Origin of the sequence: Variovorax sp. PMC12 (assembly GCF_003019815.1) — a bacterium.
Taxonomy (GTDB): Bacteria; Pseudomonadota; Gammaproteobacteria; order Burkholderiales; family Burkholderiaceae_C; genus Variovorax.
In genome coordinates, this window is sequence record NZ_CP027773.1 from 829,962 (window position 1) to 854,668 (window position 24,707).

At 68.8% G+C, this 24,707-nt stretch carries 23 protein-coding genes, 2 tRNA genes and 1 riboswitch; of the genes, 10 read left to right on the top strand and 15 right to left on the bottom strand.

Annotated elements, in window-relative coordinates; translation table 11 throughout:
- Positions 1-27: 27 nt before the first annotated feature.
- The 3 genes from C4F17_RS03815 to C4F17_RS03825 are packed head-to-tail and all read left to right on the top strand — an operon-like array spanning position 28 to position 3,713.
- Complete coding sequence (locus C4F17_RS03815; RefSeq protein WP_106934324.1) at positions 28-2,358, top strand: xanthine dehydrogenase family protein molybdopterin-binding subunit; 2,331 nt, start codon at positions 28-30, stop codon at positions 2,356-2,358.
- A gap of 37 nt (positions 2,359-2,395) precedes the next feature.
- A complete protein-coding gene (locus C4F17_RS03820; protein ID WP_106934325.1) occupies positions 2,396-3,295 on the top strand; it encodes an AraC family transcriptional regulator in 900 nt (299 codons plus the stop codon).
- Positions 3,296-3,308: 13 nt separating this feature from the next.
- A complete protein-coding gene (locus C4F17_RS03825) occupies positions 3,309-3,713 on the top strand; it encodes an SRPBCC family protein (protein WP_106934326.1) in 405 nt (134 codons plus the stop codon).
- Here C4F17_RS03825 and pobA read toward each other — a convergent pair.
- The gene (pobA, locus tag C4F17_RS03830) at positions 3,710-4,891 is read right to left on the bottom strand and encodes a 4-hydroxybenzoate 3-monooxygenase (protein ID WP_106934327.1); all 1,182 of its coding nucleotides are present in this window, start codon (positions 4,889-4,891) and stop codon (positions 3,710-3,712) included. The two genes, C4F17_RS03825 and pobA, sit on opposite strands and share 4 nt — an antisense overlap.
- A gap of 141 nt (positions 4,892-5,032) precedes the next feature.
- Here pobA and C4F17_RS03835 point away from each other — a divergent pair, with 141 nt between their 5' ends.
- The 5 genes from C4F17_RS03835 (at position 5,033) to C4F17_RS03855 (ending at position 9,866) form a co-directional block, all read left to right on the top strand.
- Positions 5,033-5,803 carry an IclR family transcriptional regulator domain-containing protein gene (locus C4F17_RS03835; protein WP_106934328.1) on the top strand — a complete coding sequence of 257 codons (771 nt, stop codon included), beginning with the start codon at positions 5,033-5,035 and terminating at the stop codon, positions 5,801-5,803.
- Between the two features lie 64 nt (positions 5,804-5,867).
- Positions 5,868-6,527 (top strand): response regulator, encoded by a 660-nt coding sequence (locus C4F17_RS03840; RefSeq protein WP_081266325.1) that lies wholly within the window; start codon positions 5,868-5,870, stop codon positions 6,525-6,527.
- Between the two features lie 109 nt (positions 6,528-6,636).
- Positions 6,637-7,974 (top strand): ATP-binding protein, encoded by a 1,338-nt coding sequence (locus C4F17_RS03845; RefSeq protein ID WP_199851912.1) that lies wholly within the window; start codon positions 6,637-6,639, stop codon positions 7,972-7,974.
- A 99-nt stretch (positions 7,975-8,073) separates the two neighbouring features.
- Positions 8,074-9,561 carry a DegQ family serine endoprotease gene (locus C4F17_RS03850; protein ID WP_081266326.1) on the top strand — a complete coding sequence of 496 codons (1,488 nt, stop codon included), beginning with the start codon at positions 8,074-8,076 and terminating at the stop codon, positions 9,559-9,561.
- Positions 9,558-9,866 carry a hypothetical protein gene (locus C4F17_RS03855; RefSeq protein WP_234382536.1) on the top strand — a complete coding sequence of 103 codons (309 nt, stop codon included), beginning with the start codon at positions 9,558-9,560 and terminating at the stop codon, positions 9,864-9,866. The genes C4F17_RS03850 and C4F17_RS03855 overlap by 4 nt, the downstream gene beginning before the upstream one ends.
- Positions 9,867-9,872: 6 nt before the next feature.
- On the opposite strand, the gene C4F17_RS03860 is transcribed toward C4F17_RS03855, so the two are convergent.
- The 5 genes from C4F17_RS03860 to C4F17_RS03880 form a co-directional block, all read right to left on the bottom strand.
- Positions 9,873-11,735: a sensor histidine kinase gene (locus C4F17_RS03860; protein WP_234382539.1), complete on the bottom strand. Its 1,863-nt coding sequence runs from the start codon at positions 11,733-11,735 to the stop codon at positions 9,873-9,875.
- A 1-nt stretch (position 11,736) separates the two neighbouring features.
- A complete protein-coding gene (locus C4F17_RS03865; RefSeq protein WP_081266328.1) occupies positions 11,737-12,423 on the bottom strand; it encodes a response regulator transcription factor in 687 nt (228 codons plus the stop codon).
- Positions 12,420-13,397: an alkaline phosphatase D family protein gene (locus C4F17_RS03870; RefSeq protein ID WP_106934330.1), complete on the bottom strand. Its 978-nt coding sequence runs from the start codon at positions 13,395-13,397 to the stop codon at positions 12,420-12,422. Before C4F17_RS03870 ends, C4F17_RS03865 begins: the two co-directional genes overlap by 4 nt.
- Before the next feature lie 156 nt (positions 13,398-13,553).
- Positions 13,554-14,453 carry a CsgG/HfaB family protein gene (locus C4F17_RS03875; protein WP_106934331.1) on the bottom strand — a complete coding sequence of 300 codons (900 nt, stop codon included), beginning with the start codon at positions 14,451-14,453 and terminating at the stop codon, positions 13,554-13,556.
- Between the two features lie 189 nt (positions 14,454-14,642).
- On the bottom strand, positions 14,643-15,044 hold the full coding sequence (locus C4F17_RS03880; RefSeq protein ID WP_106934332.1) for a GreA/GreB family elongation factor: 402 nt from the start codon (positions 15,042-15,044) through the stop codon (positions 14,643-14,645).
- Positions 15,045-15,399: 355 nt separating this feature from the next.
- Here C4F17_RS03880 and C4F17_RS03885 point away from each other — a divergent pair, with 355 nt between their 5' ends.
- Positions 15,400-15,717: a YnfA family protein gene (locus C4F17_RS03885; RefSeq protein ID WP_081266380.1), complete on the top strand. Its 318-nt coding sequence runs from the start codon at positions 15,400-15,402 to the stop codon at positions 15,715-15,717.
- A 6-nt stretch (positions 15,718-15,723) separates the two neighbouring features.
- Here the strand turns inward: C4F17_RS03885 and C4F17_RS03890 are convergent, their stop codons facing one another.
- The 8 genes from C4F17_RS03890 to C4F17_RS03925 all read right to left on the bottom strand — a co-directional run bounded on the left by C4F17_RS03890 (position 15,724) and on the right by C4F17_RS03925 (position 22,327).
- The gene (locus C4F17_RS03890) at positions 15,724-16,587 is read right to left on the bottom strand and encodes an AraC family transcriptional regulator (RefSeq protein ID WP_081266332.1); all 864 of its coding nucleotides are present in this window, start codon (positions 16,585-16,587) and stop codon (positions 15,724-15,726) included.
- A 133-nt stretch (positions 16,588-16,720) separates the two neighbouring features.
- Positions 16,721-16,796: transfer RNA gene (locus tag C4F17_RS03895), tRNA-Asn, on the bottom strand.
- Positions 16,797-16,948: 152 nt separating this feature from the next.
- Positions 16,949-17,024: transfer RNA gene (locus tag C4F17_RS03900), tRNA-Asn, on the bottom strand.
- A gap of 83 nt (positions 17,025-17,107) precedes the next feature.
- Complete coding sequence (locus C4F17_RS03905) at positions 17,108-19,261, bottom strand: TonB-dependent siderophore receptor (protein ID WP_106934333.1); 2,154 nt, start codon at positions 19,259-19,261, stop codon at positions 17,108-17,110.
- A gap of 5 nt (positions 19,262-19,266) precedes the next feature.
- The gene (gene thiE / locus C4F17_RS03910) at positions 19,267-20,208 is read right to left on the bottom strand and encodes a thiamine phosphate synthase (protein ID WP_199851913.1); all 942 of its coding nucleotides are present in this window, start codon (positions 20,206-20,208) and stop codon (positions 19,267-19,269) included.
- A complete protein-coding gene (locus C4F17_RS03915; RefSeq protein ID WP_081266335.1) occupies positions 20,205-21,020 on the bottom strand; it encodes a thiazole synthase in 816 nt (271 codons plus the stop codon). Before C4F17_RS03915 ends, thiE begins: the two co-directional genes overlap by 4 nt.
- 21 nt (positions 21,021-21,041) lie before the next feature.
- On the bottom strand, positions 21,042-21,239 hold the full coding sequence (gene thiS / locus C4F17_RS03920; protein ID WP_081266336.1) for a sulfur carrier protein ThiS: 198 nt from the start codon (positions 21,237-21,239) through the stop codon (positions 21,042-21,044).
- Positions 21,236-22,327, bottom strand: a complete 1,092-nt coding sequence (locus tag C4F17_RS03925) for an FAD-dependent oxidoreductase (protein ID WP_106934335.1) — start codon at positions 22,325-22,327, stop codon at positions 21,236-21,238. Before C4F17_RS03925 ends, thiS begins: the two co-directional genes overlap by 4 nt.
- Positions 22,328-22,371: 44 nt before the next feature.
- Here C4F17_RS03925 and thiD point away from each other — a divergent pair, with 44 nt between their 5' ends.
- Positions 22,372-23,220 (top strand): bifunctional hydroxymethylpyrimidine kinase/phosphomethylpyrimidine kinase, encoded by an 849-nt coding sequence (gene thiD / locus C4F17_RS03930; RefSeq protein WP_106934336.1) that lies wholly within the window; start codon positions 22,372-22,374, stop codon positions 23,218-23,220.
- Here the strand turns inward: thiD and C4F17_RS03935 are convergent.
- Positions 23,165-24,520: a purine-cytosine permease family protein gene (locus C4F17_RS03935; RefSeq protein WP_106934337.1), complete on the bottom strand. Its 1,356-nt coding sequence runs from the start codon at positions 24,518-24,520 to the stop codon at positions 23,165-23,167. The two genes, thiD and C4F17_RS03935, sit on opposite strands and share 56 nt — an antisense overlap.
- A 77-nt stretch (positions 24,521-24,597) precedes the next feature.
- Positions 24,598-24,698: riboswitch (TPP riboswitch) on the bottom strand.
- Positions 24,699-24,707: the final 9 nt, after the last annotated feature.

A 24,707-nucleotide genomic window follows, 5' to 3' on the forward strand; every position in this document is an offset into this window, starting at 1 on the left:
CGCCGGGATCAGCACAAGAGGACCACGTTGACCACTGAATCCAATCCCACACGCTTCGGCAGCGGCCAGGCAGTGCGCAGACTCGAGGACGAAAGCCTGCTGGCCGGGGCCGGACGCTACACGGACGACGTCACGTTGCCCGGCCAGGCGCACCTTGTCTTCCTGCGGTCTTCCTACCCCCACGCACGCATACTTTCCGTGGACACCAGCACGGCGGCTGCCATGCCGGGGGTGCTCAGCGTGATCACCGGGGCCGACATGGCGCGGGCCGGCGTCAAGCCGATGCCCGGGGCCGCGGGCTTCAAGCGCGCGGACGGCAGCGACAGCGCCAGCCCGCCGCGCTACGCAATGGCGCATGAACGCACGCGCTTCGTCGGAGAGGCCGTGGCGCTCGTGGTGGCCGATACCGTGCAGCAGGCGCGCGACGCCTGCGAAGCCATCATGGTCGACTACGAAGACCTGCCGATGGTGGTCGACCTTGCCAGTGCCACTGCCGAAGGCGCGCCGCAGCTCTGCGAAGCGGCCTCCGGCAACATCGCCGCCGAAATGCGCCACGGCAGCAGCGAGGCCGCCACCGCCGCATTTGCCAAGGCCAGTCATGTGGTGGCGCTCGACGTGAACAACCAGCGCGTGGTCGCGCTGACCATCGAGCCGCGTTCCGTGCTCGCCGCGCAAGACGCCGACACGGGCCGCCTCACCATCCGCATGAGCACGCAGATGCCTTCCGGCGTTCGCGATTCGCTGTGCGCGGCCATCGGGCTGCCCAAGGAGAAAGTGCGCGTGGTCGTGGGCGATGTCGGCGGCGGCTTCGGCATGAAGACCGGCGCCTACCCCGAGGACATCGCGGTCGCGTTTGCCGCGCTTCAGGTTCGCCGTCCTGTGAAATGGGTGGCCGACCGCAGCGAAGAGTTCCTGTCGAGCGCGCATGGCCGCGACATCGAGGCCCGCGCCGAAATGGCGCTGGACGCAGACGGCAAGATCCTGGCGCTGCGCATCAAGACGCTCGCCAACGTGGGCGCCTACGCCACCGGCACCGGTGTTGCCATCCAGCTGCTCATCGGCCCCTGGGTGCAGACCAGCGTCTACGACATCCAGACCATCGACTTCCATTTCAAGGCGGTGCTCACCAACACCGCGCCCACCGGCGCCTACCGCGGCGCTGGCCGGCCCGAGGCCATCTTCACCATCGAGCGGCTGATGGACGAGGCCGCGCGCCAGACCGGCATCGACCGCATCGCGCTGCGCCGCCGCAACTTCATCCGCCCCGAGCAGATGCCGTACAAGAACCCGATGGCGCAGACCTACGACACCGGCAACTTCGAGTCGGTGATGGACCAGGCGCTGGCGCTGGCCGACTGGCAGGGGTTCGAGGGCCGCGCCGCCGCGTCGGCCAGCCAGGGCAAGCATCGCGGCCTGGGCATTGCCACCTTCCTCGAATGGACGGGCGGCAACGTGTTCGAGGAGCGTGTCACGGTGTCCGTGCAGGCCGATGGCGTGATCGAGGTCTTCTCTGCCGTCAACGCCATGGGGCAGGGCATTGCCACCTCGCTCGCGCAACTGGCCGTGGACGCCTTCGGCGTGCCCATCGACAAGGTGCGCGTGGTGCTCGGCGACACTGACCGCGGCGACGGCTTCGGCAGCGCCGGATCGCGCTCGCTCTTCACCGGCGGCTCGGCCGTGCGCATCGGCGCGGAACGCACCATCGACAAGGCGCGCGAGCTCGCGGCGCAGGAGTTCGAGGCTGCCGTCGACGACATCACCTACACGCGCGGCGTGTTCATGGTGGCCGGCACCGACCTCGAGCTCGACCTGTTCACGCTCGCCGGCAAGCAGCCCGGGCGCGAGATCTTCGTCGACTCCACCAGCACCGTGGCCGGCCCGACCTGGCCCAACGGCTGCCACATCTGCGAGATCGAGATCGACCCGCCCACCGGCGAGATCAGCGTGGTGGCCTACAGCTCGGTCAACGACGTGGGCCGCGTCATCAACCCGATGATCGTGCGCGGCCAGCTCGAAGGCGGCGCGGTGCAGGGCATCGGGCAGGCGCTCTACGAGCAGGTGGTGTACGACCACGAGACCGGCCAGCCCGTCACCGGCAGCCTGATGGACTACGCCGCGCCGCGCGCCGACATCGTCGACACCATGTTCAACATGGAAATGGACGAATCTACGCCCTGCAAGAACAACCCGCTGGGCGTGAAGGGCGTGGGCGAACTGGGCACCATCGGCGCCACGCCGGCCATCGTGAACGCGGTGGCAGACGCCTTCGCGCGCAACGGCCTTGCCACCCGCGCGCCGCGGCTGCACATGCCGCTGAGCCCTGCGCGTGTCTGGCAGGCGATGCAAACGGTCGATTAGGCAATCGTTTCCGTGGGACAGAAAAAGGGCGCCTGCCATGCTCGTCACCACGGAAGCAAAGACCGACGCCATCAGCGTCGCCAGCTACCGCTGCGACGCGGGGCCTGACGCGCAGCCCTTTGCCGAACTGCACGAGGGCTACTCGGTCTCGTACGTGCGCAAGGGCAGCTTCGGCTACCGCACGCGCGGCCGGGCCTACGAACTGGTGACCGGCTCGGTGCTGGTCGGTCGCCCCGGCGACGAATACGTCTGCACGCACGACAACCATGTGTGCGGCGACGAGTGCCTCGCGTTCCACCTGTCGCCCAGGTTCGTCGACCTGATCGGCGGAGATTCGAAGGCCTGGCGCGCTGGCGGCCTGCCGCCGCTGGCCGAGCTCATGGTGATCGGCGAACTCGCCCAGGCCGCGGCCGAAGGGCAGGGCGATGCGGGCCTGGACGAATTGGGCATGTGGTTCGCCAGCCGTTTCGTCGAGGTCGTGTCCGGGCGCCGGAAATCCGCGCCGCCGTCCACGGCCGCGGCGCGAGACCGCCGTCGCGCGGTCGATGCCGCGGTGTGGATCGACGCCAACTCGCAGGGCGATATCGGCCTCGACGGCGCGGCGGCCGAGGCCGGATTGAGCTCCTTCCACTTCCTGCGGCTGTTCTCCCGGGTGCTGGGCGTCACGCCGCACCAGTACCTCGTGCGCTCGCGGCTGCGCCGTGCCGCGCGCCTGCTGGCCGAGGACCATGGCCGGCCCGTGACCGAGGTCGCGCTCGACGTGGGCTTTGCAGACCTCAGCAATTTCGTGCGCACCTTCCACCGCGCGGCCGGCGTGTCGCCCAGCGGCTTCCGCAAGGCGGCACGCGGCGACCGCAAGATTTTCCAAGACCGCATCGCAGCGCTTCTCGATGATGAGCGCCTGATCCAGCCGTCGGGCCGGGTCGCGTCACTCTGAAGCGAGGCAAGGCATGGCCACCATCTACAAGGAATTCATCGTCGAGGCGGACGCTGCCCGTGTGTGGGACGCACTGCGCGACTTCAACGCGGTGCACGTGAGGCTCGCGCCGGGCTTTCTCACCGGCTGCACCATCGATGCGGAAGGCGCCCGCGTGCTGACTTTCGCCAACGGCCTCGTGGCGCGCGAGGTGCCGGTCGGCATCGACGACACGCACCGCCGCCTGGCCTACACCGTCGCTGGCGGCAAGGCCAGCCATCACCACGCATCGGCGCAGGTGTTCACGGAGGGTCCGGGGCGCTCCCGCTTCGTGTGGATCACCGACGTGCTGCCCGATGCCATGGCTGCCTACGTGGAGCCGATGATGGTGCAGGGCGCCGCCGCGATGAAGGCGGCGCTCGAAGGGCGCACCGCCTAGAACTCTTCCAGCGGCAGGCCGACGTAGTTCTCGGCCAGCGAGGTGGATGCTGCGTGCGAGTGCACCAGGTAGTCGAGTTCCGCTTCCTGGATCTTCTGGCCGAAGGCGCCGGTTTCCGGAAAGCGGTGCATCAGCGAGGTGAACCACCACGAGAAGCGCTCGGCCTTCCATACGCGGCGCAGGCACAGGTCGGAGTAGCGGTCGAGTGCAGAAGCCGACTTCTCGCGGTAGAAGATCTCCAATGCGCGCGACAGATAGCCCACGTCGGCCGTCGCGAGGTTCAGCCCCTTGGCGCCGGTCGGCGGCACGATGTGCGCCGCGTCGCCCGCCAGGAACAGCGAGCCGAAGCGCATCGGCTCGGCAACGAAGCTGCGCAGCGGCGCAATGCTCTTCTCGATGGACGGGCCGGTCACCAGCCGTTCGCGTGCCTCGGGGTCCAGGCGTGCGCGAAGCTCGTTCCAGAAGGCCTCGTCGCTCCAGTTTTCCACGCGCTCCTCGGTCGGCACCTGCACGTAGTAGCGGCTGCGCGTGGCGCTGCGCATGCTGCACAGCGCGAAGCCGCGCTCGGTGTTCGCGTAGATGAGCTCGTGCGACACCGGCGGCACGTCGGCCAGCACGCCGAGCCAGCCGAAGGGGTAGATCTTTTCGTAGGTCTGGATCGCGTCGGGCGGCACGCTCGCGCGGCTCACGCCGTGGTAGCCGTCGCAGCCGGCGATGAAGTCGCATTCGATCTCGTGCGTCTGGCCGTCCTTCTCGTAGCGCACGCGCGGCTTGTTCGAGTCGAAGTCGTGCAGGCTGACGTTGGCCGCGCTGTAGATCGTCTTCAGGCCTTCGGCTTCACGCGCTTCCATCAGGTCGCGCGTCACTTCGGTCTGGCCGTACACCGTGACCTGCTTGCCGCCCGTGAAGCCGTGCATGTCGATACGATGGCGCGCGCCCTTGAAGAGCAGCTCGATGCCCTCGTGCGGCAGGCCCTCGGCCTTGGCGCGAGCGTCGACGCCGGCGCGGGCCAGCAGGTCCATGGTGACCTGCTCGAGCACGCCGGCGCGGATGCGCCCGAGCACGTAGTCGCCGCTCTGGCGTTCGACGATGACGTTGTCGATGCCTGCCTTGTGCAGAAGCTGACCGAGCAGAAGGCCGGCGGGGCCGGCGCCGATGATCGCGACCTGGGTGCGCATGTTCGTGTCTCCGGGATGGTTTGTTGGAGCGTAGGGCGGGCCCGCCCGTCTGTGGCGCCGGCGCGAGATGCTCTGTGCGATCATGCGAACGCGTGCGCGATGATCGCGCAACACTTCGACCCAACGACGACCCGACGACGAATGACCATCGCCAGAGCCGACTTCATCGAGGGCATTGCCAAGGGAATGGCGGTGCTCGAGAGCTTCGACACCGAGCGCCAGCGGCTCAACGCCACGCTGGCCGCGGAGCGCGCCGGCCTCACCCGCGCCGCGGCCCGCCGCCACCTGCTGACGCTGGCGCACCTGGGCTACCTGGAAACCGACGGCAGCTATTTCTGGATGGCGCCGAAGGTGCTGCGCTTCTCGGGCAGCTACCTCGCGTCGTCGCGCCTGCCACGTGCCCTGCAACCCACGCTGAACCGGCTGGCAGCACAGACGGGCGAGTCTTTCTCGGCGGTGGTGCTCGACGGCGAGGAGGTGGTCATCGTTGCGCGCAGCGGCAGCTACGGCACGCCGACGCGCGTGCTGGCCTACGGCCTGCACCTGGGCGCACGGCTGCCGGCCCATGCGACCTCGACCGGCCGCGTGCTGCTGGCCGCGATGGCGCCGACCGTGTTCACGCAATGGCTCAAGGGCCGCCACCTGGCGCGGCTCACGCCCCACACAGTGACCCAGGCGCGTGGCCTGCGCCAGCTGGTTGCCCGCGCCCGCAAGGACGACTATTGTTTTGCCAGCGAGGAACATGAACTGGGCGTGCAGGCGCTGGCGGTGCCGTTGCGGGACATGCAGGGCCACACGGTGGCGGCGCTGAACATGGTGCTGTCGGGCACGCGCTACCAGGAAGAGGCCCTGCAGCGCGACATGCTCCCGCTATTGTTCGAAGCAGCGCGGGAAGTGCGTTCGCTGCTGTGACGCTCCCCCCGTCTGAACTTTAGCGAAGGCCCGCGCCTCGAATCCCCGAAACGGACACACAACCATGCGACTCCTCCTGCTCGAAGACGACGTGATGATCGGCGAAGCCGTGCTCGACCTGCTGCGTGCCGAGCAGTACGCGGTGGACTGGGTGAAAGACGGCGAGGCAGCGGAGTCGGCGCTGCGTACCCAGCAGTACGACCTGGTGATGCTCGACCTGGGCGTGCCGCGCCGCGACGGGCTGGAAGTGCTGCGCAACCTGCGCGCGCGCAAGCAGCGCATGCCGGTGCTGATTGCCACCGCGCGCGACTCGGTGCAGCAGCGCATCGAAGGCCTCGACGCCGGCGCCGACGACTACGTGCTCAAGCCCTACGACCTCGAAGAGCTGCTGGCCCGCATCCGCGCCTTGCTGCGCCGAGCGGCGGGCCGTGCCGAACCGGTGTACGAACACATGGGCGTGAGCATCAACCCGGCCACGCGCGAGGTCTCGGTGGCCGGCCAGCCGGTGGTGCTGTCGGCCCGCGAATGGGCCGTTCTGGAGCCGCTGCTCGCGCGGCCCGGCATGGTGCTGTCGCGTGCCCAGCTCGAGGAAAAGCTCTACAGCTGGAAAGACGAGATCAGCAGCAACGCCGTGGAGGTGTACGTGCACGGCCTGCGCAAGAAGCTGGGCGCCGAACTGATCCGCAACGTGCGCGGCGTAGGCTACATGGTGCCCAAGCTATGACTCGCCCCCAGGCTGCGCGCACTTCGTGTCGCTTCGCCAACCCCCTTCCGGGGGCGACGCCTGCGGCCCGGCAGAGCCGGTTCCGCGGCGCCTCGCGAAGGGGCCGCGCATGAGGGGAATCATCGGGTCGTTGACCGGCTCTCTTCGCGCGCGGCTGCTGTGGTTCCTGCTCGCGGCCATCGTGCTGGCGGCGGGCGCGCAGGCGCTGGTGGCCTACCGCACGGTGCTTGCCGAAGCCGACGACATCTTCGACTACCACATGCAGCAGATGGCGCTGTCGCTTCGCGCCGGCCTGCCGCCGAGCGCCACGGTCGGCGGTATCGGCACCGGCGAGCAGAACTTCGACTTCGTGGTTCAGGTGTGGACCGCCGACGGCGTGCGCATCTTCGAATCCGCCGAGGAGGCGGCGCTGCCGCAGCTCGCCGTGCTGGGCTTTGCCGACGTGCATGCGCGCGGCACCACGTACCGCGTGTTCTCGATGCAGACGCGCGGGCTGGTGATCCAGGTGGCGCAGGACATGGCGGCGCGGCGGCACATGGCCGGCTCGCTCGCGTTGCGGACCATCGCGCCGGTGGCGTTGATGGCGCCGCTGCTGATGCTGGTCGTGTGGTGGGTAGTGAGCCGCTCGCTCGCGCCGGTGGCGCGCGTGCGCAAGCAGGTGGCTTCTCGCCAGGCCGACGACCTGTCGCCGGTCAGCGAGGAAAACCTGCCGGAAGAAGTGCGCCCGCTGGTGCAGGAACTGAACCTGCTGTTCGACCGGGTGCGCCACGCTTTCGATGCGCAGAAGCACTTCGTCGCCGATGCCGCGCATGAGCTGCGCTCGCCGCTGGCCGCGTTGAAGCTGCAGGTGCAGGGGTTGCAGCGCGCGCCCGACGATGCTTCGCGCGACCTCGCCGTGAGCCGTCTGGTGGCGGGCATCGACCGCGCCACGCGACTCGTCGAGCAGATGCTCGCGCTGGCGCGCCACGAGGCCAGCATGGCTGCGGGCGCCACGCCGGAGCCGGTCGATCTTTCCGAGGTGGCGCGGCTCGCGGTGTCCGATGCGGTGGCCGCGGCGCAGGCGCGCGGCATCGACATCGGCATCACCCATGCCGATGCCGCTGTCGTCAACGGCCAGCCGGAGGCGCTGCGCATGCTGCTGCGCAACCTGCTGGAGAACGCGGTCAAGTACACGCCGGTCGAGGGCCGCGTCGACATTGCCATCGCAAAGCGAGACGACGCCGTCGAGCTCAGCGTCGACGACAGCGGCCCCGGGCTGCCCGAGACGGAGCGTGAGCGCGTGCTCGACCGGTTCTACCGCTCGGGCGAGAAACAGGCGCCGGGCAGCGGCCTGGGACTGGCCATCGTCAAGTCGATCGCCGAGCTGCATGGCGCGACGGTGGCGCTCGACGCCTCGCCCAGCCTGGGCGGCCTGCGGGTGCTGGTGCGCTTTCCGGCCCACGCCTGAGCCCTTTCGCCGGGGGGCGCCGTTTAAGCGGCGCTTAAGTCAGGGCGGCGACATTCCTTTCATCGTGTTGCGTGCATACGCCTTGAAAGGAACCGACAAATGAACTCCCGTCTGACTTCGCCCCGCGCCCTGGTGATTGCCTTGGCGACCGCGGGTGTGATCGGTGCCGTCGGTGCTGGTGCCTACACCAGCGCTCGCGCCGTGGGCGCCCCGGCCACCACCAACGCGGTCGTCACGGCGCCCGCGGCCATGGTCACGCTGCCCGACTTCTCCACCATCACCTCGCGCGACGGCCCGGCCGTGGTCAACATCAGCGTGACCGGCACCATGAAGGCGTCGGACGACCAGGCCGCCGCCGAGATCCAGGGCATCGATCCCGATGACCCGATGTTCCAGTTCTTCCGCCGCTTCCAGGGCCAGATGGGCCCGCGCGGCCAGCAGCAGCAACGCGACGTGCCGGTGCGCGCGCAGGGCTCGGGCTTCATCGTCGATCCCAGCGGCATCATCATCACCAACGCGCACGTCGTGAAGGACGCGAAGGAAGTCACCGTCAAGCTGACCGACCGCCGCGAGTACCGCGCCAAGGTGCTGGGCGCCGACGCCAAGACCGACATCGCGGTGCTGAAGATCGACGCGAAGAACCTGCCGGTGCTCGCACTGGGCAACACCAAGGACCTGAAGGTCGGTGAATGGGTGCTGGCCATCGGCTCGCCCTTCGGCTTCGAGAACACGGTGACGGCCGGCGTGGTGAGCGCCAAGGGCCGCTCGCTGCCCGACGACAGCTACGTGCCGTTCATCCAGACCGACGTGGCGGTGAACCCCGGCAATTCGGGCGGGCCGCTGCTCAACACGCGCGGCGAGGTGGTCGGCATCAACTCGCAGATCTACAGCCGCAGCGGCGGCTACCAGGGCCTGTCGTTCGCCATTCCGATCGACGTGGCGATCCAGGTGAAGGACCAGATCGTCGCGACCGGCAAGGCCACGCACGGCCGCCTCGGCGTGGCGGTGCAGGAAGTGAACCAGGCCTTTGCCGATTCCTTCAAGCTCGACAAGCCCGAAGGCGCGCTGGTCTCCAACATCGAGAAGGGCGGCCCCGGCGACAAGGCGGGCCTGAAGGCCGGCGACGTGATCCGCAAGGTCAACGGCCAGCCGATCATTTCCTCGGGTGACCTTCCCGCGGTGATCGGCCAGCAGGCCCCGGGCAAGCAGGTCACGCTCGAAGTGTGGCGCCAGGGCGAACGCCAGGAGCTGCAGGCCAAGCTCGGCGACGCGAGCGACAAGCCGGCGAAGGTCGCCAAGGCCGATGCCGACGTGGGGCAGGGCAAGCTGGGGCTGGCACTGCGTCCGCTGCAGCCGCAGGAAAAGCGCGAGGCCTCCGTCGACAACGGGCTGCTGATCGAAGACGCAGCCGGTCCCTCGGCCCTGGCGGGCGTGCAGGCAGGCGACGTGCTGCTGGCCATCAACGGCACGCCGGCGCAGAGCGTGGAGCAGGTGCGCGAGGTGGTGGCCAAGGCCAGCAACAAGTCGGTGGCGCTGCTGATCCAGCGCGGCGAAGACAAGATCTTCGTGCCCGTGCGAATCGGGTGAGCCGCTCCGAAGGCGGCGGAGGGCTGTCGGCGCACATCCTGCCCACGTCGGCCACCATGATCGGCGTGTGCATGACGGTGATGTCGATCGGGCACCTCGGGCCGCGCGACGACATGCGGCTGCTCATCGACCGCCTGCTGGCCGTGGACGCGCTGGTCTTCCTGGCCAGCGCGTTGCTTTCTTTCATCTCGATGCGCTCGCACGGCTCCGGCGCCCGGCTGGAGAGCTGGGGCGAGGCGGTGTTCATTGCCGGCCTTGCGCTGCTGGCGCTCGGCGCGGTCACGCTGGCTTTCGCGCTGCGCTGAGGCAGCTCAGGCCAGCGTGCAGGGCCAGTCCAGCAGCACGCGGGTGCCGCCGGTGCGCTCGTCCGCGGTTTCTATTTGCAGCTTGGCGCCTATCGACTGGGCGCGCGCCCGCATGTTCGAGATGCCGTGCCCCGGCGGTCGGCCGTCGGCCGGCGCATTGGGCAGGCCCCGGCCGTTGTCGGTGAGCATGATGCGCACCAGCGGGGGTGACTCTTCCCCGTGCCAGCTCGCATGCATCACGATGCGCGTGGCCGACGCATGCTTCAGCACATTGGTGAAGGCTTCGAGCAGGATGCGCTGCAACTGCAGCGCGGCCTGGGCGGCGAATGGAGCCATGGGCGGAATCACGGCCACGTCCCATACCAGTTCGATGCCGGCCGCATCCAGGCGCGGCTGCAGCCTGTAGCGCAGCGTGGCGAGCACGGTGGGCAGGTCGTCGTGGGTGGGCTGCAGCGAGTCGACGGCCATGCGCATCTCGTCGAGCGCGAGCTTCACATGCTCCTCGACCACCTTGCGATCAGGCGCGGGCTGCGTCACCACGTTGAGCAGGCCGACCAGCTGCGAGCCCACGCCGTCGTGGATCTCCCGCATGATGCGCTGGCGCTCCAGCAGCACGGCCTGCTCCTGCTGCTGCTGGCGCAGCGTGTCGAACGCACCGCGCAGCTGCGCCTCGCGTTCGTCGATGCGGGCCGCGAGGTTGGCGTTGAGCGCCCTGTAGTCGGCCACGGTGCGGCTGTAGCGCTCGACCACCAGGCCGGCCAGGATCATCACGAAGAAGAACATCGCGTGCGCGGTCAGCGTGTAGTCCGCGCCGCCGAACAACCCCATGCGCACCAGCAGCAGGTCGTGCGCGCCGGCCAGTATGGCGAGCGAGCCGGCCGCCATGAGCACCCTGGCAATGCTGCGGCGCTCCACCAGCGCGCCATGCACCACATAGGGCAGGCAGACGATGCTCGTCAGCTGCAGGATGACGAGGCCGCCGGTCCACAGCTTCGGCAGCGCGAAGGCGAAAGAGGCGCAGGCCAGCGCGACCGTGGTTGCCAGCGCGGCGTAGATCGCACGCACCAGCCACGGCGGATTGCGCTCCAGCACCAGCAGCACGAAGCGCGCGATGAGCCCGATGTGGCATGCATAGCAGACCGCGACCACCGCGCCCCACAGCGGCCAGGGCACCGGCACTTCGGGCCATACACGGTCGAGGTTGCGCGCCACGCCCGAGAGCGCGGCCAGCGCGAAGCAGCCGTAGAGCGCGTCGCGCTGGCGCAGCCACAGCCCGCCGGCCATGCCGCCCATCAGCAGCAGGCTGACCGCATAGACGATGGCCGAGGTATTGCGCCAGTTCTGCTGTGCGCGGTAGATGGGCGTGAGCGCCGCCTCGGTGCCGTATTGCACGGTGGCCAGCCCCGCACCGCGCTGCCGCTGGATGGTGGTGCGCACCTCCAGCACCTGCGGCCGGCCTTCGCGGTGCAGCGCCGCCGCGACATGCACCAGGTGGTTGCCCTTGGAGGCCTCGTAGCCGGGATCGCCCAGCGTGCCGTAGCTGGCCACCAGCGCATCGTTGAAATACACGGCCACCTGGTTGCCCACGCCCGTCATCAGCAGCGCCGAAGGAGCGCCCGCCGGCACGGCGGCGTCAGGAAGCTCCATCCGGTAGCTGGCCTTGCCGCCGCGGCCGGGAAACTCGTGGTCCCAGCGAAAAGGCAGCGGCACGCGGCGTACCTGCGGCGGCAGGCCGTCGGGCTCCAGCGTCGCTTCCGCGAAGCCGACCTCCATCGGAGCGGCGGTGGCAGCGTGGGCCTGGAGCACTACCGCGAGCAGCGGCAGGCCGAGCACCGCCAGCAGCCAGCGGCGCATCCTCCGGGCGATCACGCTAGGGAAGCCAGCCGAGGGTGCGGGCCTCGAACACCGCTTCCGATTTGTTGTGCACATCCAGCTTGCCGTAGATATTGCGGATATGGGTTTGGACCGTCGATGCGGAGACTCCCATCTGCGTGCCGACTTCGACATAGGTGAAACCACGAGAGACGAGGTCGAGCACCTCGAACTCGCGCGGCGACAGGCGCTCGGGACGGATGCTGCCGCCGAAAGGCGACGGTGTTGCCGGCTTGGCCGGCGCCGCGATGCCGGCGCGAGCCTGCCAGCGGCGCAGCAGCTGGCGCGCGATCACCGGAGACATGGGAGAGCCGCCGGCGCGCAGGTGGCGGATGTGGGTGGCCAGCTCCGTCTCGGTGCCGTCCTTCAGCAGATAGCCGCTGGCGCCGGCCTCGAAGGCCTGCACCATGTTGGCCTCGTCGCCGAAGATCGACAACACCATCACCGCGCAGGCCGGCTGCATGGTGCGGCACTGGCTGATCACCTGCAGCCCGGGGTGGTCTGGCAGGCCGAGGTCCACCAGCAGCACGTCGATGGGGTTGTCGTTCAGCCACGCCAGGATGTCGGCGGCATTGGACGCGCTGAAGGCAAGGCTCAGCGACGGGTCCGCGTCGACGACACGCGCGATGCGATCGCGCATGCCGGTGTCGTCCTCGACCAGGGCAACCTGCGTTGCCTGCGTCATGCGCCGGCCTGCTGCGTCACCCAGCGCCAGGTCTTGCGGTCGATGGTTTGCGGCAGGGTGGCAGGGTCCTTCTGGAAGACCTGCACGGTGATGCGCTCGGCATCGATGTCCAGCAGGCCCCAGTTGCATTGCAGCGCGCCCAGCGTGACCAGCGTGCATATCGCCGCGCCGGACGCGGTGGCCTCGAACAGCAGCCGTCCGCGCTCGGTCGAGTACTGGGTGATCTTGTTGTGGTGCACGTCGCCGCTCAGCATGAGGATGCGGTATTTGTCGGCCAGCGCCAGCAGTCTTTCGTGTTCCTTGGCACAGCCGAGCCAGGTTTCGCCGCTGTTGGCCTCGAACACCACCCCCGAGGCCAGCAGGTGAACCGTGTCGGACGATGCGCTCGCGCAGGCGGCCTCGAAGTCGTCGAGCTGCTTGCTGCCCATCAGCGCCTTGCGGCCACGCGTGGACTTGAAGCTGCGGCCGTCGGTGAGGTGGAGCAGCACGTCATGGGCAAGAGGCACGTTGCTGTAGCCGGGCGGCGGCACGTCGGCGGCCCACGGCGGCGGCACCTGGGGAAAGCTGCCGGGCGCGAACCGGGCGGCCAGTGCCTTCCGGTAGCGCGCGAACACGGCGCGCGTCGGCGGCAGCAAGTGGCTGTACTGCGGCTGTCCCTCGATCTGCGCGCCGCATGAGCCGTTCCAGAGAAAGTCGTGGTCGTCCCAGATGGCGTGCGTGCGCAGCGTGGGGGTCTTCACGAGCGCGGAGAAAGTGGGGTGGCTGACCTGCTTGTAGAGGCGCTCATGCGCATGCAGGGCGAAGGTGTTGGCGTCCATGGCCTGGATCGCGGCGGTGCTCTGCCCGTCGGCGTCGTAGTAGGCCGAATCGCCCAGGAGCACCAGTTCGTCGCATTGAGCCTGTGCAATCTGCTCCCACACCGGTTGGTCGGGGAAGCTGTACGCGCTCATGCAGGACGTGAAGGCGATGCGCATGGTGAAGAGAAACCCTCGGAGTCTGTTTTTGAATCAGGCCGAGGGTAGGGGGCGGGGGGGCCCCTGCACATCCTATATACGAGGGAGGCGCGGCGCGGCTTTTGCCGGCTGGCTGCATGGAGCCTCGATGCGCGCGCGCCTGACCCGTAACTTGCGTTACTTGCTGCGGCGTCGGGTGGGTGCGGGCTTCTCGGCCGGCACGTAAGTCTGCGACGGCGCGGCGCCGCCATCCACGCCCAGGCGGCCACCGCCGCCGAGGCCCTGGCCGCGCACCGTCTGCGCCTTGTAGTTGCGCAGCGAGCGGACCATCTGGTTGAAGGCGTCCATGAAGGCCGCGGCAATCACCTTGCCTTGAGGCGTGCGCGTGTAGCCGCCGATGCCGCCGGCGGCGGAAAGGCCGCTCAGGTTGCCGAAGCCGCCGAAGTCGGTCTTGGAGGCGCTGCCCTCCGAGGCCGCGACCTGCACGCCGGAGCGGTTGTCGATGAGCGTCAGCAGCGCGCTGGCTTCCTTGGTCTGCATGCTTGCGCCGAGCTGCGCAATGGCGCGGCCACGGCCGCCGCCCACCAGGCCGCCAAGCGCGCCGCCCAGGCCGCCCGCGTCGCTGTTGCTGAAGACGATCTCGGGCGACAGGCCGTAGTCCGACGCCACCATCTGGCCGCGGCCGAAGTTGCTGCCGCCGCGCATTTCGCCCGACTGCTGCAGCGCGCGTTCACGCGTCATGGCGTTCATGCCGGCCGCGCCGCGCTCGACAACGATGAAGCAGTTCGATTGCTGCACCAGCAGGCGCAGCAGGTTGGCGGTGGGCGGCAGCTTGTATTCGCCGGTGAGGATGGTGTACCAGCCTGCGCTCTGGTTCTCGATCAGCGAGACGGTGCCCAGCGGGGAGTCGCAGCGCTCGAGCTGGCTGCTTTCGCCGGAGGTCGCGCCGCCGGCGGCGCTGCCGGTGGCCACGGTCTTGGCCGACTGGCTGCCCATTTGCATGTCCATGGTCTGGCAACCAGAAAGGGCCAGCAGGCCCGCGAGTGCGCTTGCGAGAGTAAGTTTGGAAAAAGCCATGTCCGGATCTGTCAAGTGAAAACAAAGCGGCGCGCCCGGGGAGGCGCCACCTGTCTCGATCGGAGATGGGGACCGCATGGCCTGTTGTGACCTCCCTGCTCGTCGCGCCAGCGACCGCGCGACGATACGGTCCGACCGGCCGGCACACCAGTGCCGAAAGTCATGTTTTGACCAAATGGTCTGCCTGGGTCAGGCCAAGTAGTTGCCGCTGGCTTCGGGCTGGAACAGCACCGACACCACGCGCGCTTCGCCTTCCGCGCCGTTGGGCATGCGCCAGCGCGCGAGTGCGCCGGTCCGCTGGCCGAGCAGCCCGATGCCGACGGGCGACAGCACCGACACGCAGCCCTTGCCTGGCTGGGCGTCGGCGGGGTAGCAGAGGGTGATCTTCTGCGTCTGGCGGGTTGCGGGGTCTTCGATCTCCACCTTGGAGTTCATCGTGACGATGTCCGCGGGTACGTCGCGGGAGGGCAGGATGTCGGCCACGTCCAGCAGGTCGGACAGCGCCGGCGGAATGGCGCCGCCAGCCAGTTTGCCGAGGCGGACGAAATCGAGTTCGGTGAGCGTGCGCTCTCCGTGAATGGTTGCAGGCATGAAGCACTCCAGTTGAATGCGAAACCGCCCATTGCCGTGGAAGAGCAGGCGAAGTCGCTACCGCGCGGTGTGGTGCCCGGCGGTCAAGGGTTCGCGCATCAAGAAAGAAGGTAGCGGACCGCCGGGCTCAGGAAAGTGCGGAGGTGCGTCGCAAGACCGTCGTCATCGCCGCAACGACGACACCTGCGCCACGGCCGGCCGCTGCCTGGAGCAGGGCTGCGCGGGCAGTGCGGTTGCGGGACGTGGACGAGGGGGCCATCGGTCGAGTGTAGGTGCGAGGGGTGGACGCCATCAAGCGAATGGCCTCACGTGTCTTGCCGATAAGGCCTGGGGCACGGCTATGCACAATCGCGCGATGCGCACTTTTCTTCTGTTCGTCGCGACGGCTCTCGCGGAGATCATCGGCTGCTACCTGCCTTACCTGTGGCTCAAGCAGGACCGCTCCGCGTGGCTGCTGGTGCCCGCGGCGATCAGTCTCGCGGCCTTCGCATGGCTGCTCACCTTGCATGAAACAGCGGCGGGCCGCGTGTATGCCGCCTACGGTGGCGTCTACATCGGCGTGGCCATCGCGTGGCTGTGGGCGGTCGACGGCATCCGCCCCAGCGCGTGGGATATCGCCGGTGTCGCGGTGTGTCTTGCGGGCATGGGGCTCATCGCTTTCCAGCCGAGGTAGGCCGCCTCACGACGAGTCGGCGCGGCGAATCGGAATCAGCAGATCGGTGCGCAACTCGGCTTGCCGCACCGTTCGCGGCGAATTCAGGTAGTGCTCCAGCGTGGGCCGGTCGTCGGGTTCGTAGCCGCTGCCCGGCAGCCATCGCGCATAGAGCGATTGCACGGCGGCATTGATGCGCGCATAGGGGCCGGCCAGGCGATGCACGGCATAGCAGCCGCCCGGGATGTCGAGCAACTCGACGCCCGAGCCATCCTCCGGCCACGGGTCAGGCGAAGCGAACGCTGCGTAGTACCGGAAGCCGCTGGTGTCCTCGGGCGCGCTGAAGGACGCGCCCCAGTGCTCCGACAGCACCCGCGTTCCCGCATGGAGGCGCAGCCGCCGATGGGTGTGGGGAATGGTCGCGAACGAGCCCTGGTGCCGCAGCGCATGCAGCCGCTGCGCGGAGCGCTCGACGATCCGCACGGCGGGTGGCGCGCCGCCGTCGTTGCCGGCCTGCGGTATCGCATCGACATCGAGCACCGCGCGCGCCATCTGCCGCTGGAACTCGCGCGGCGACTGGCCGGTGAACTGCCCGAAGGCGCGCGTGAAGGCCTGCGGGCTCTCGTAGCCCACCGCCAGCGCAACCTGCGTGATGCTCTGGCCGCCGGCTTCGAGCAGTTGCGTCGCGAGCGCGAGCCGCACACGGCGGACCGTGGCGGCCACGGTCTCGCCAGCCACGCTGGCGTAGACGCGATGGAAATGAAAGGGTGAGAAGTGCGCGAGCCGCGCGAGGTCTTCGAGCCGGTGATCGGCCATCGGGTCGGCAACGATGGCCGCGACCGCGCGTGCCACGCGGGCCCGGTAGTCCTGCTCTGTTCGACGGCTTTCCATGCGCGTCAGTGTGCGCGCTTTGCGGGCAGGGTACTTAGCGGACTTTGCTGAAATCGCGAGCCCGCACGCCGCCAAAGAAAAAGCCCGCTGTTCGTGAAAACAGCGGGCTTCTCAGAGGCCTTGCGGCTTGATTTGGCTCCTCGACCTGGGCTCGAACCAGGGACCTACGGATTAACAGTCCGGCGCTCTACCGACTGAGCTATCGAGGAACAAGCCTTAAATTATATGCAATGGATTTGCCGATTTTGAGTGTGACAGCCTGATTTTTTTATCGTCGATGCATCGACGCAAACAAGGCCCGAATGAAAATGCCCCGCTACTTTATGAGTAGCAGGGCATCTATTTGCCTTGCGGCTTGTTTTGGCTCCTCGACCTGGGCTCGAACCAGGGACCTACGGATTAACAGTCCGGCGCTCTACCAACTGAGCTATCGAGGAACAAGCCTTAGATTATAGCGTGATTTTTTGCGCCTTCTCAACCGGGCGCATCTGCATCGACAAATTTGTGAGGCTCACCACATTCACAACGCGAGGCTCACACCCAGTCGCAGCGTGCGCGGCGCCCCGGGAAAGAGATACACGTGGCTGAACTGGAACGGCGACTCCTTCCAGTAGCGCCGGTCGAACAGGTTGTCGACCGCAAGCGTCCAGCTCGTGTTCACGCCGCGCAGCCTGGTGTCGTAGCGCAGCACTGCATCGACGCGCGTCCACGAGGGCAGGGTGATCGACCCATCCGGCAGCACGTTGCGCCGGCCTTCGTACGAGAGCTGGCCAGCGATCTCCAGCCCCGGCACCGACGCGACGCGGTAGGCGGCCTGTGCCCGCAGCACTTCCTTGGGCACGTTCGTCGGCGACTGTCCGTTGAGCGCCGGGTTCTCGGTGCTGCCGCGCCGCTTGGCGTCGATCACCGCGATGCTGCCGCCGAGGCGCCACGGCCCCTGGTTCCATTGCGCGCCGGCCTCCAGCCCGCGATGCACGGCGCGTCCGTCGTTGCGCACTTCGCAGTAGCCGCTGCACAGGTCGAGGTTGGTCATCGGCCGCGAGATGTCGAACCAAGCGACTTGCCAGTTGAACGCATCGTTGCCGCCCTTCAGGCCCAGTTCCCACTGGCGCGAGGTCAGCGCGGGCAGGGCCTGCCCAGCGTTGGCGTACTGGGAGATCCTGTTCGGCACGACCTGCGATTCCACGCCCTTGCCCCAGCTCGCATAAGCCAGCAAGCCCGGTTGAATGGCATAGCTCGCGGCGATCCACGGCGTGGTCACGTCCTGCTTGTAGCCGGTCGGGTTCGATCCGTCGTTGCCGATGCTGCTGCGGTCGAGCCGCGTGTGGCGCACGCCGAGCCAGGTGGTGAAGCGGTCGTTCCAGCGGATGGCGTCCTGCACCGACAGTTCGGTCGAGCGTTCGTCGCGGTTGGTCTGCGGCGTGGTGGCATCGGGGTTGGCCGGCACCATGGCCGTGCCCCAGATGTTGCCGGTGCCCGCGTAGTTGTAGGCCTGATCCTGGAAGCGGTTGCGCACGCGGCTTTGCAGCAGGCCGAAACCCAGCTCGTGCTTCACGCTGCCCGTCGCCACGTTGCCCTTGAGGTTCAGGCTGCCCGCGGTCTGCGTGCGGCGCTCGTTGTCGCTGCGGAAGTCGTAGACGTCGAATGTGCCGTCGGAACAGTAGCGGTCGTAGTTGCCCTCGGCGCCGCAGCCGAAGGCGTAGGCCAGGCGGTCGTCGCTCTTCAAGCGCTGCTGGCCGATCTGCGCGCTCCAGCGCCAGTCGGAGTTGATTGCCTGGCTGAAGCGCACCGTGCCTGTCAGCGCCTTGAACACCGAGGGCTGCGACCACGGCTGGTTGTTGAGGTTGATGCGCGGATCGACCGGCCTGGGCAGCACGCTTCCCAGCAGGCTGTAGCCGGCCTGGCTCGGCTGCGTCTTGCGGCTTTGCTCGATCTCGAATTCCAGCACCGAGTCGCGCGTGATACGCCAGTCGGCCGCCAGCGAGAACAGGTTGCGGTTGCCGTCGAGGTCGTGCGTGATCGGCTTGAGGTTCTCGCTCGCCACGTTGATGCGGTAGCCGAACTCGCGGTTCTCGCCGAAGCGCCCGCCAAGGTCGACGGCGCCCAGCAGGCTGCCGCGGCTGTTGGTCTCGATGCGCACCGTGCGCAGGTCCTGCTCGGTCGGCCGCTTGACGACGTAGTTGACCAGGCCCCCCGGCGCGCTGGTGCCGGCCTGGATGCCGCTGGTGCCGCGCAAGATTTCCACGCGTTCCTTGTTGTCCAGCGGAATCGAGGTCTCGGCGCTGATCGGCAGGCCTTCGCGCCGGTAGTTGAAGCGGTTGTCGAGCACGAAGCCGCGCACCGTGAGGTAGTCCCAGTAGCCGGCGGAGTTGTAGGCGTCGGTGACGGAGGCGTCGAACTGGGTGAGGTCCGCGAGCCGCCGGGCGCCGCTGGCGCGCAGTTGCTGGCTGTCGATCACCGTGGCCGAGAGCGGCAGCTCGCGCAGCGGCACATCGCCGAAGCCGCTGATGTCGGCTTGCGGCGCGGCACTGCTGTCGTTGACGGTGACTTCACGCAATGCCGCCTGCTGCGCCTGCGCGCCGCAAGCGGCGGTGAAGAGAACGACCGCCAGCGCGCGCGACACGGGTGAGAGCGGCCAGGCGGAAGAAAAAAAAGAGGGCTTGGGTTGGTTCATTGTGTTCAGTTGCCGACGGCGTTGCTTTCCATCGCCGCCATCCATTGCATGGCCGTGGCCTCGGGGTCTTCCGCCGCGACCAGTGCGCGCACCACGGCGACGGAGCCAACGCCCGTGGCCAGCACTTCGGGCAGGCGCACCGCGTCGATGCCGCCGATGCCCACCTGTGGATAGCCGCGCAGCAGTCGCGCATAGGCTGCGAGGCGGGCCACGCCCTGCGGCGCGGTCGCCATCTTCTTGAGCGTGGTCGGGTAGACGGCGCCCATCGCGATGTAGCTCGGGCTCACCCTGTCCGCGCGCACCATCTCGGCGTAGCCGTGCGTGCTGACGCCGAGCCTCGCGCCTGAAGCGCGCAGCTGCGCCAGCTGATCGGGCGAGAGCGCGTCGAGGTCTTCCTGGCCGAGGTGGATGCCGTAGGCACCCGCCGCGATGGCGACCTGCCAATGGTCGTTGATGAAGAGCAGCGCATCGGTGCCGCGCACCGCTTCGACGGCCGCCTGCACTTCACGCTCGATGGCCGCCGCGTCTTCCGACTTGAAGCGCAGTTGCACAGTCGGCACGCCGGCGCGCGCCATGCGGCCGACCCATTGCGCATCGGGCAGCACGGCATAGAGGCCGAGGCGTTCGGGGCAGGGCGGGAATGCATCGTCGCGAGCGGCCGGGGGAAACGGGCGCATGCCGAAGTCTGCGGGCGCGTCGGGCCACAGCGCGGCGTCGAAGTTGCTCAGGCGCAGCGTCTGCGCGCGCCAGGCGTGGGCCAGGCATTCGGCGTCGATCTCGATGAAGCCCAGCGCCGAGCAGGCCTGCTTGGCGCCGCGGTACACCGGGTCGTCCGACGAGAAGACCGGCGCGCTCACGGGCGCGGCGGTGATCGCGCCGAAACGCAAGCCGTGGGCCGCGACGATGGCTTGCGCGATGGCGCGGGCGTCGTTCATTGAAGCTGTCATGGCGCGTGATGCCAGAAGGGCGTGCCGAGCACCGGTGTGCTGGGTTGCGCCGCGTCCTGCGCGGCCATTGCGCCGGCACGGTGTGCGGTGCGCCCGGCCTGCACCGCGTCGGCAAATGCGCCGGCCATGGCCACCGGGTCTTGCGCCAGCGCGACCGCCGTGTTGAGCAGCACGCCGTCGTAGCCCCATTCCATCACCTGGCAGGCATGCGAAGGAAGGCCCAGGCCGGCATCGACCAGCATCGGCACCTTCAGCCGGTCGCGCAGCACCTGCAGCGCATAAGGGTTGACAGGTCCACGGCCCGTGCCGATGGGCGCGGCCCAAGGCATCACGGCCTGGCAGCCCACGTCGACCAGCCGCTGGCACAGCACCAGGTCTTCGGTGCAATAGGGCAGCACCTTGAAGCCTTCGCGAATCAGCTGCGAGGCCGCGTCGACGAGGTTCAGCGTGTCGGGCTGCAGCGTGTAGTCGTCGCCGATCAGCTCGAGCTTGATCCAGGGCGTGTCGAACAGCTCGCGCGCCATCTGCGCGGTGGCGACCACCTCCTGCACGCTGTGGCAGCCGGCGGTGTTGGGCAGCACGGGCACCCCGAGGCGGCGCAGCAGTTCCCAGAAGCCGTTGCCGAGCTCGCTGTTGCCCGATCCCTGATTCGCGGTCTGCCGGCGCAGCGAGGCCGTGAGCATCGCGGGCCGGGCGCGCTTGACCGCGGCTTCGAGCAGGTCTGGCGAGGGATAGCGAGCGGTGCCGAGCAGCAGGCGGCTCTGGAAGGTTTCGCCGTAGAGAACCAGCGGGTCGTCGTGTGTGGTGTTCATCGTGTCGTCTCCGTCAATCAATCAGCCGCCCGTCACGGGGCGGATCACTTCGATGCGGTCGTCGGGTTGCAGCGCGCGCGCGGCGTAGGCGGAGCGCGGCACGAACTCGCGGTTCACCGCCACCGCGAACGGCGGCGTGGCGTCCAGCGCGGCCAGCGCATCGGTCAGCACGGCGTTGTCAGGCAGGGTGAAAGGCTTGTCGTTGATCAGGATGTTCATGCGTGGGATATCTCCATGCCGAGGCTCGCAGCGAGCGTCGAGCGGCCGTGCGCCAGCAGTTCCATCGCGGCGTCGAGCAGCGCGGGTGCGATCATGAAACCGTGGCGGTAGAGCCCGTTGATGCGCAGCACGCGCGGCTGCGGCTGCTCGATGGCGGGCAGGTTGTCGGGCAGCGTGGGCCGGCACTGCGTGGCGATTTCGACGATGCGCGCCTCGGCAAAGCCGCTGTGCACCGCATACGCGGCGCTCAGCAGTTCCAAGGTGGAGCGCACGCTGGCGGGCGACATGTCGTCCGATTCGATCTCGGTCGCGCCGATCACGAACAGGTTGCCCGGCTTGGGCGCGATGTAGAGCGGGTAGCGCGGATGCACCAGGCGCGTGGGCCGCCTCAGCGTCACTTCTGGGGCGTGCACCCGGATCACTTCGCCGCGCACGCCGCGCAGTGCGTTCCACTGGGGCCGGGCGCCGAAGCCGCGGCAGTCGATCACCCGGTCGGGCTGGCCCGGTGCGCCGGGCGTGAAGTCCGAAGGCGCGCGCGCCGATTGCCAGTGCAGCGTCACGCCGGGGCTGGCTTGCAGTGTGGCAAGCAGGGACGCGAGCAGCGCGCGGTTGTCGAGCTGACCTTCGCCCGGCAGGAACAGGCCCTGCATGAAGCGCTGCCCGAGCGAGGGCTCAAGGGCGGCGATCGCCTTGCCGTCGAGCGTTTGCATCGGCGCGAGCTCTGGCACCTGCGTGCCGGTGTTGGCAAGCACGCGCGCCAGGCGTGCGGCTTCGGCGGCGTCCTGCCGGTGCCACAGCACCAGCGTGCCTTCGCGCTGGAAGAACACGGGCTGCGCCAGCTTTGCCAGCAGCTCGGGCCAGCGCGAGAGCGCGTGCTGCCCCATGCGCACGACCGACACCGGCGCCACCGCCGATTCGGCCAGCGGCGCGAGCATTGCGGCTGCCACGCGTGCGGCAGCGCCTTCCGCATCGGGGCTGCCCGCTTCGAACAGGTCGACCTTGCAGCCCGCCTGCGCGAGCGTGACCGCCATCAGCCGGCCCATGAGGCCCGCGCCGAGGACGGCGGCGGATTGAAAAGGAAGGCTCATGGTCTCGCTCCTTCCGGCCATGGATACCGCCGATAATTTTCGGCATGACCCAAGCACCCACCCAGCGCTATGCACGCGTGCTCTCCATTGCCGGCTCCGACAGCGGCGGCGGCGCCGGCATCCAGGCCGATCTCAAGACCTTCGCGGCGCTCGGCTGCTATGGCATGACGGCCATCACCGCGCTCACCGCGCAGAACACGCTCGGCGTGTCGGGCATCCACGGCGTGCCGCCCGAGTTTCTCAAGGCGCAGATCCAGGCCGTGGTGGAAGACATCGGCGTCGATGCCGTCAAGCTCGGCATGCTGCACGCGCCCGAGATCGTCGAAGTGGTGGCCTGGGCCATCGACCGCTACCAGCTGAAGAACGTGGTGCTCGACCCCGTGATGGTCGCCACCAGCGGCGACCGGCTGATCGCGTCCGAGACGGTGCAGGTGCTGGTGCGCGAACTGTTCCCGCGCGCGCTGGTGGTGACGCCCAATCTCGACGAAGCCGCGCTGCTCATCGGCCATCCCATCGACGGTATCGATGCGCTCGACGGCGCGGCCGACGAACTGCTGGCGCTCGGCGCCAAGGGCGTGCTGCTCAAGGGCGGCCATCTGCCGGGCAACGACGTGGTCGACGTGCTGCTGCAGTCCGGGGGCGAGCGCAGGCGGCTGGCTTCGAAGCGCATCGACAGCCCCAATCTGCACGGCACCGGCTGCACGTTGTCGTCCGCCATCGCCGCGCACCTGGCATTGGGCGCGGCGCTGCCGGAGGCGGTCGAGCGGGCGCGTGCGTACATCCTCGGCGCGATGGCCGCGGGGGCGGATGTGAAGATCGGCGCGGGTCATGGTCCTCTCAACCACGGCTTTGCGCCAGTGCCGACGCACCGCTTCGCGCTGACGGCCGGCTGAGCCACGCGAGCGCGAAGGTCGCGGCCAGCGTCGGCAATGCCGAGCCGAACTGCGGTGCCCATCTGGCCAGCGCGTGGTACGCGGCAATGCCCGCGATCCAGATCAGCGCGGCGCCGAAATCGATCTTCCGCGCACCGCCCACCGACACGGACTGTCCGCTGCCAAGCCGCCCGATGATCACGCCGTAGAGCGGCACGAACACCGAACTCAACAACAGCAGGAAGGGCTCCAGCGTGTGCATCGGCAGCACCAGTGCAAAAGCGATGCACAGCGCGGCCAGCAGCAGGCCCCAGCGCTTCACGCTCCAGCGCGGCAGCAGGCTGTGCGTGGACACCGAACCCGAATACACGTCGCCGTAGGCGTTGTCGAGCTCGTCGATCAGGATCAGGCCCAGCGCCAGCAGGCCGCCTTGCGCAAGCAGCAGCGCCGTCACCAGCTCGGTGCCCGGCTCGGCCACGCTCACCACCATCACGCCCAGCGCATAGCACCAGATGTTGGCCAGCGCATAGCCGAGCCAGGTGCCGCTGAAGGCGCTCCCCAGGCCCCCGGTACCGCGCTTGCCGTGCCGTGCGTAGTCGGCCACCAGCGGCAGCCATGACACCGGCATCGCGATCACCAGGTCCAGCGCGCCGAACATGCCCATGCTGCCGTCGCCCGGCCGCGCCCAGAACGCGTCGAGTCCCTTGGCATGCAGCCGCGTCGCGAACTGCCAGCTGAGCCACAGCAGCGACAGCACCACCAGCGGCAGCCCGAAGCGGCTGACGAAGCGCCGCACCAGCTTGACCATCGAGCCCGCGAGCAGGGCCAGCAGCACCGCGCCCCAGAGCAGCGTGGTCAGCACGCCGCCCCATGCCGAGCCGATGGAAGGGCCGAAGGCCGCCTGGCCGATGGCCTGCGTGCCCTCGCGCATGACGACCAGCTCGAAGGTGGTCCAGCCCACCAGCTGCACGATGTTCAGCAGCACCGGCAGCCGCGCGAAGGCGCTGCCGTAAGTGGCGTGCATGAGGCCGGCGCTGGCGAGGCCGCTCTCGCAACCGAGCCGCGCGGTCCAGGCCAGCAGGCCCGCGCCAAGGCAGGAGCCCAGCACGATGGCGATGGCCGCGTCCCGCGTGCCCACCGCGGGCACCAGGTACGCGCCGATCTGCATCACCAGCAGGCCGACGCCCAGGCTGAACCACAGCGCGGCGTGGTCGTGCCAGCCGAACACGCGCCTGGACGCGGGCAACGGCGTCAGCGCCTCGTTGGATGAGGCGGATCCGGCGTTGCTGCTGCGATCGTCGTTGTTGTCGTCTTGTGCCATCCGTTTGCTCCAGTGCAAAAGGTTTGGCAGGTGGGCGGGGCCCGAGCGACACGGTCGTCACGCGAGACAACGTGAGCGGCCAACCGGACCAGCTTCCCTGCGCGAGGATTACCTCAATCAGGTTCAAAGGGACTTTCTCAGCCGAACGGCAAGCCGTGCAGCACCCCTAGCAATTGCGCCGCGGGCA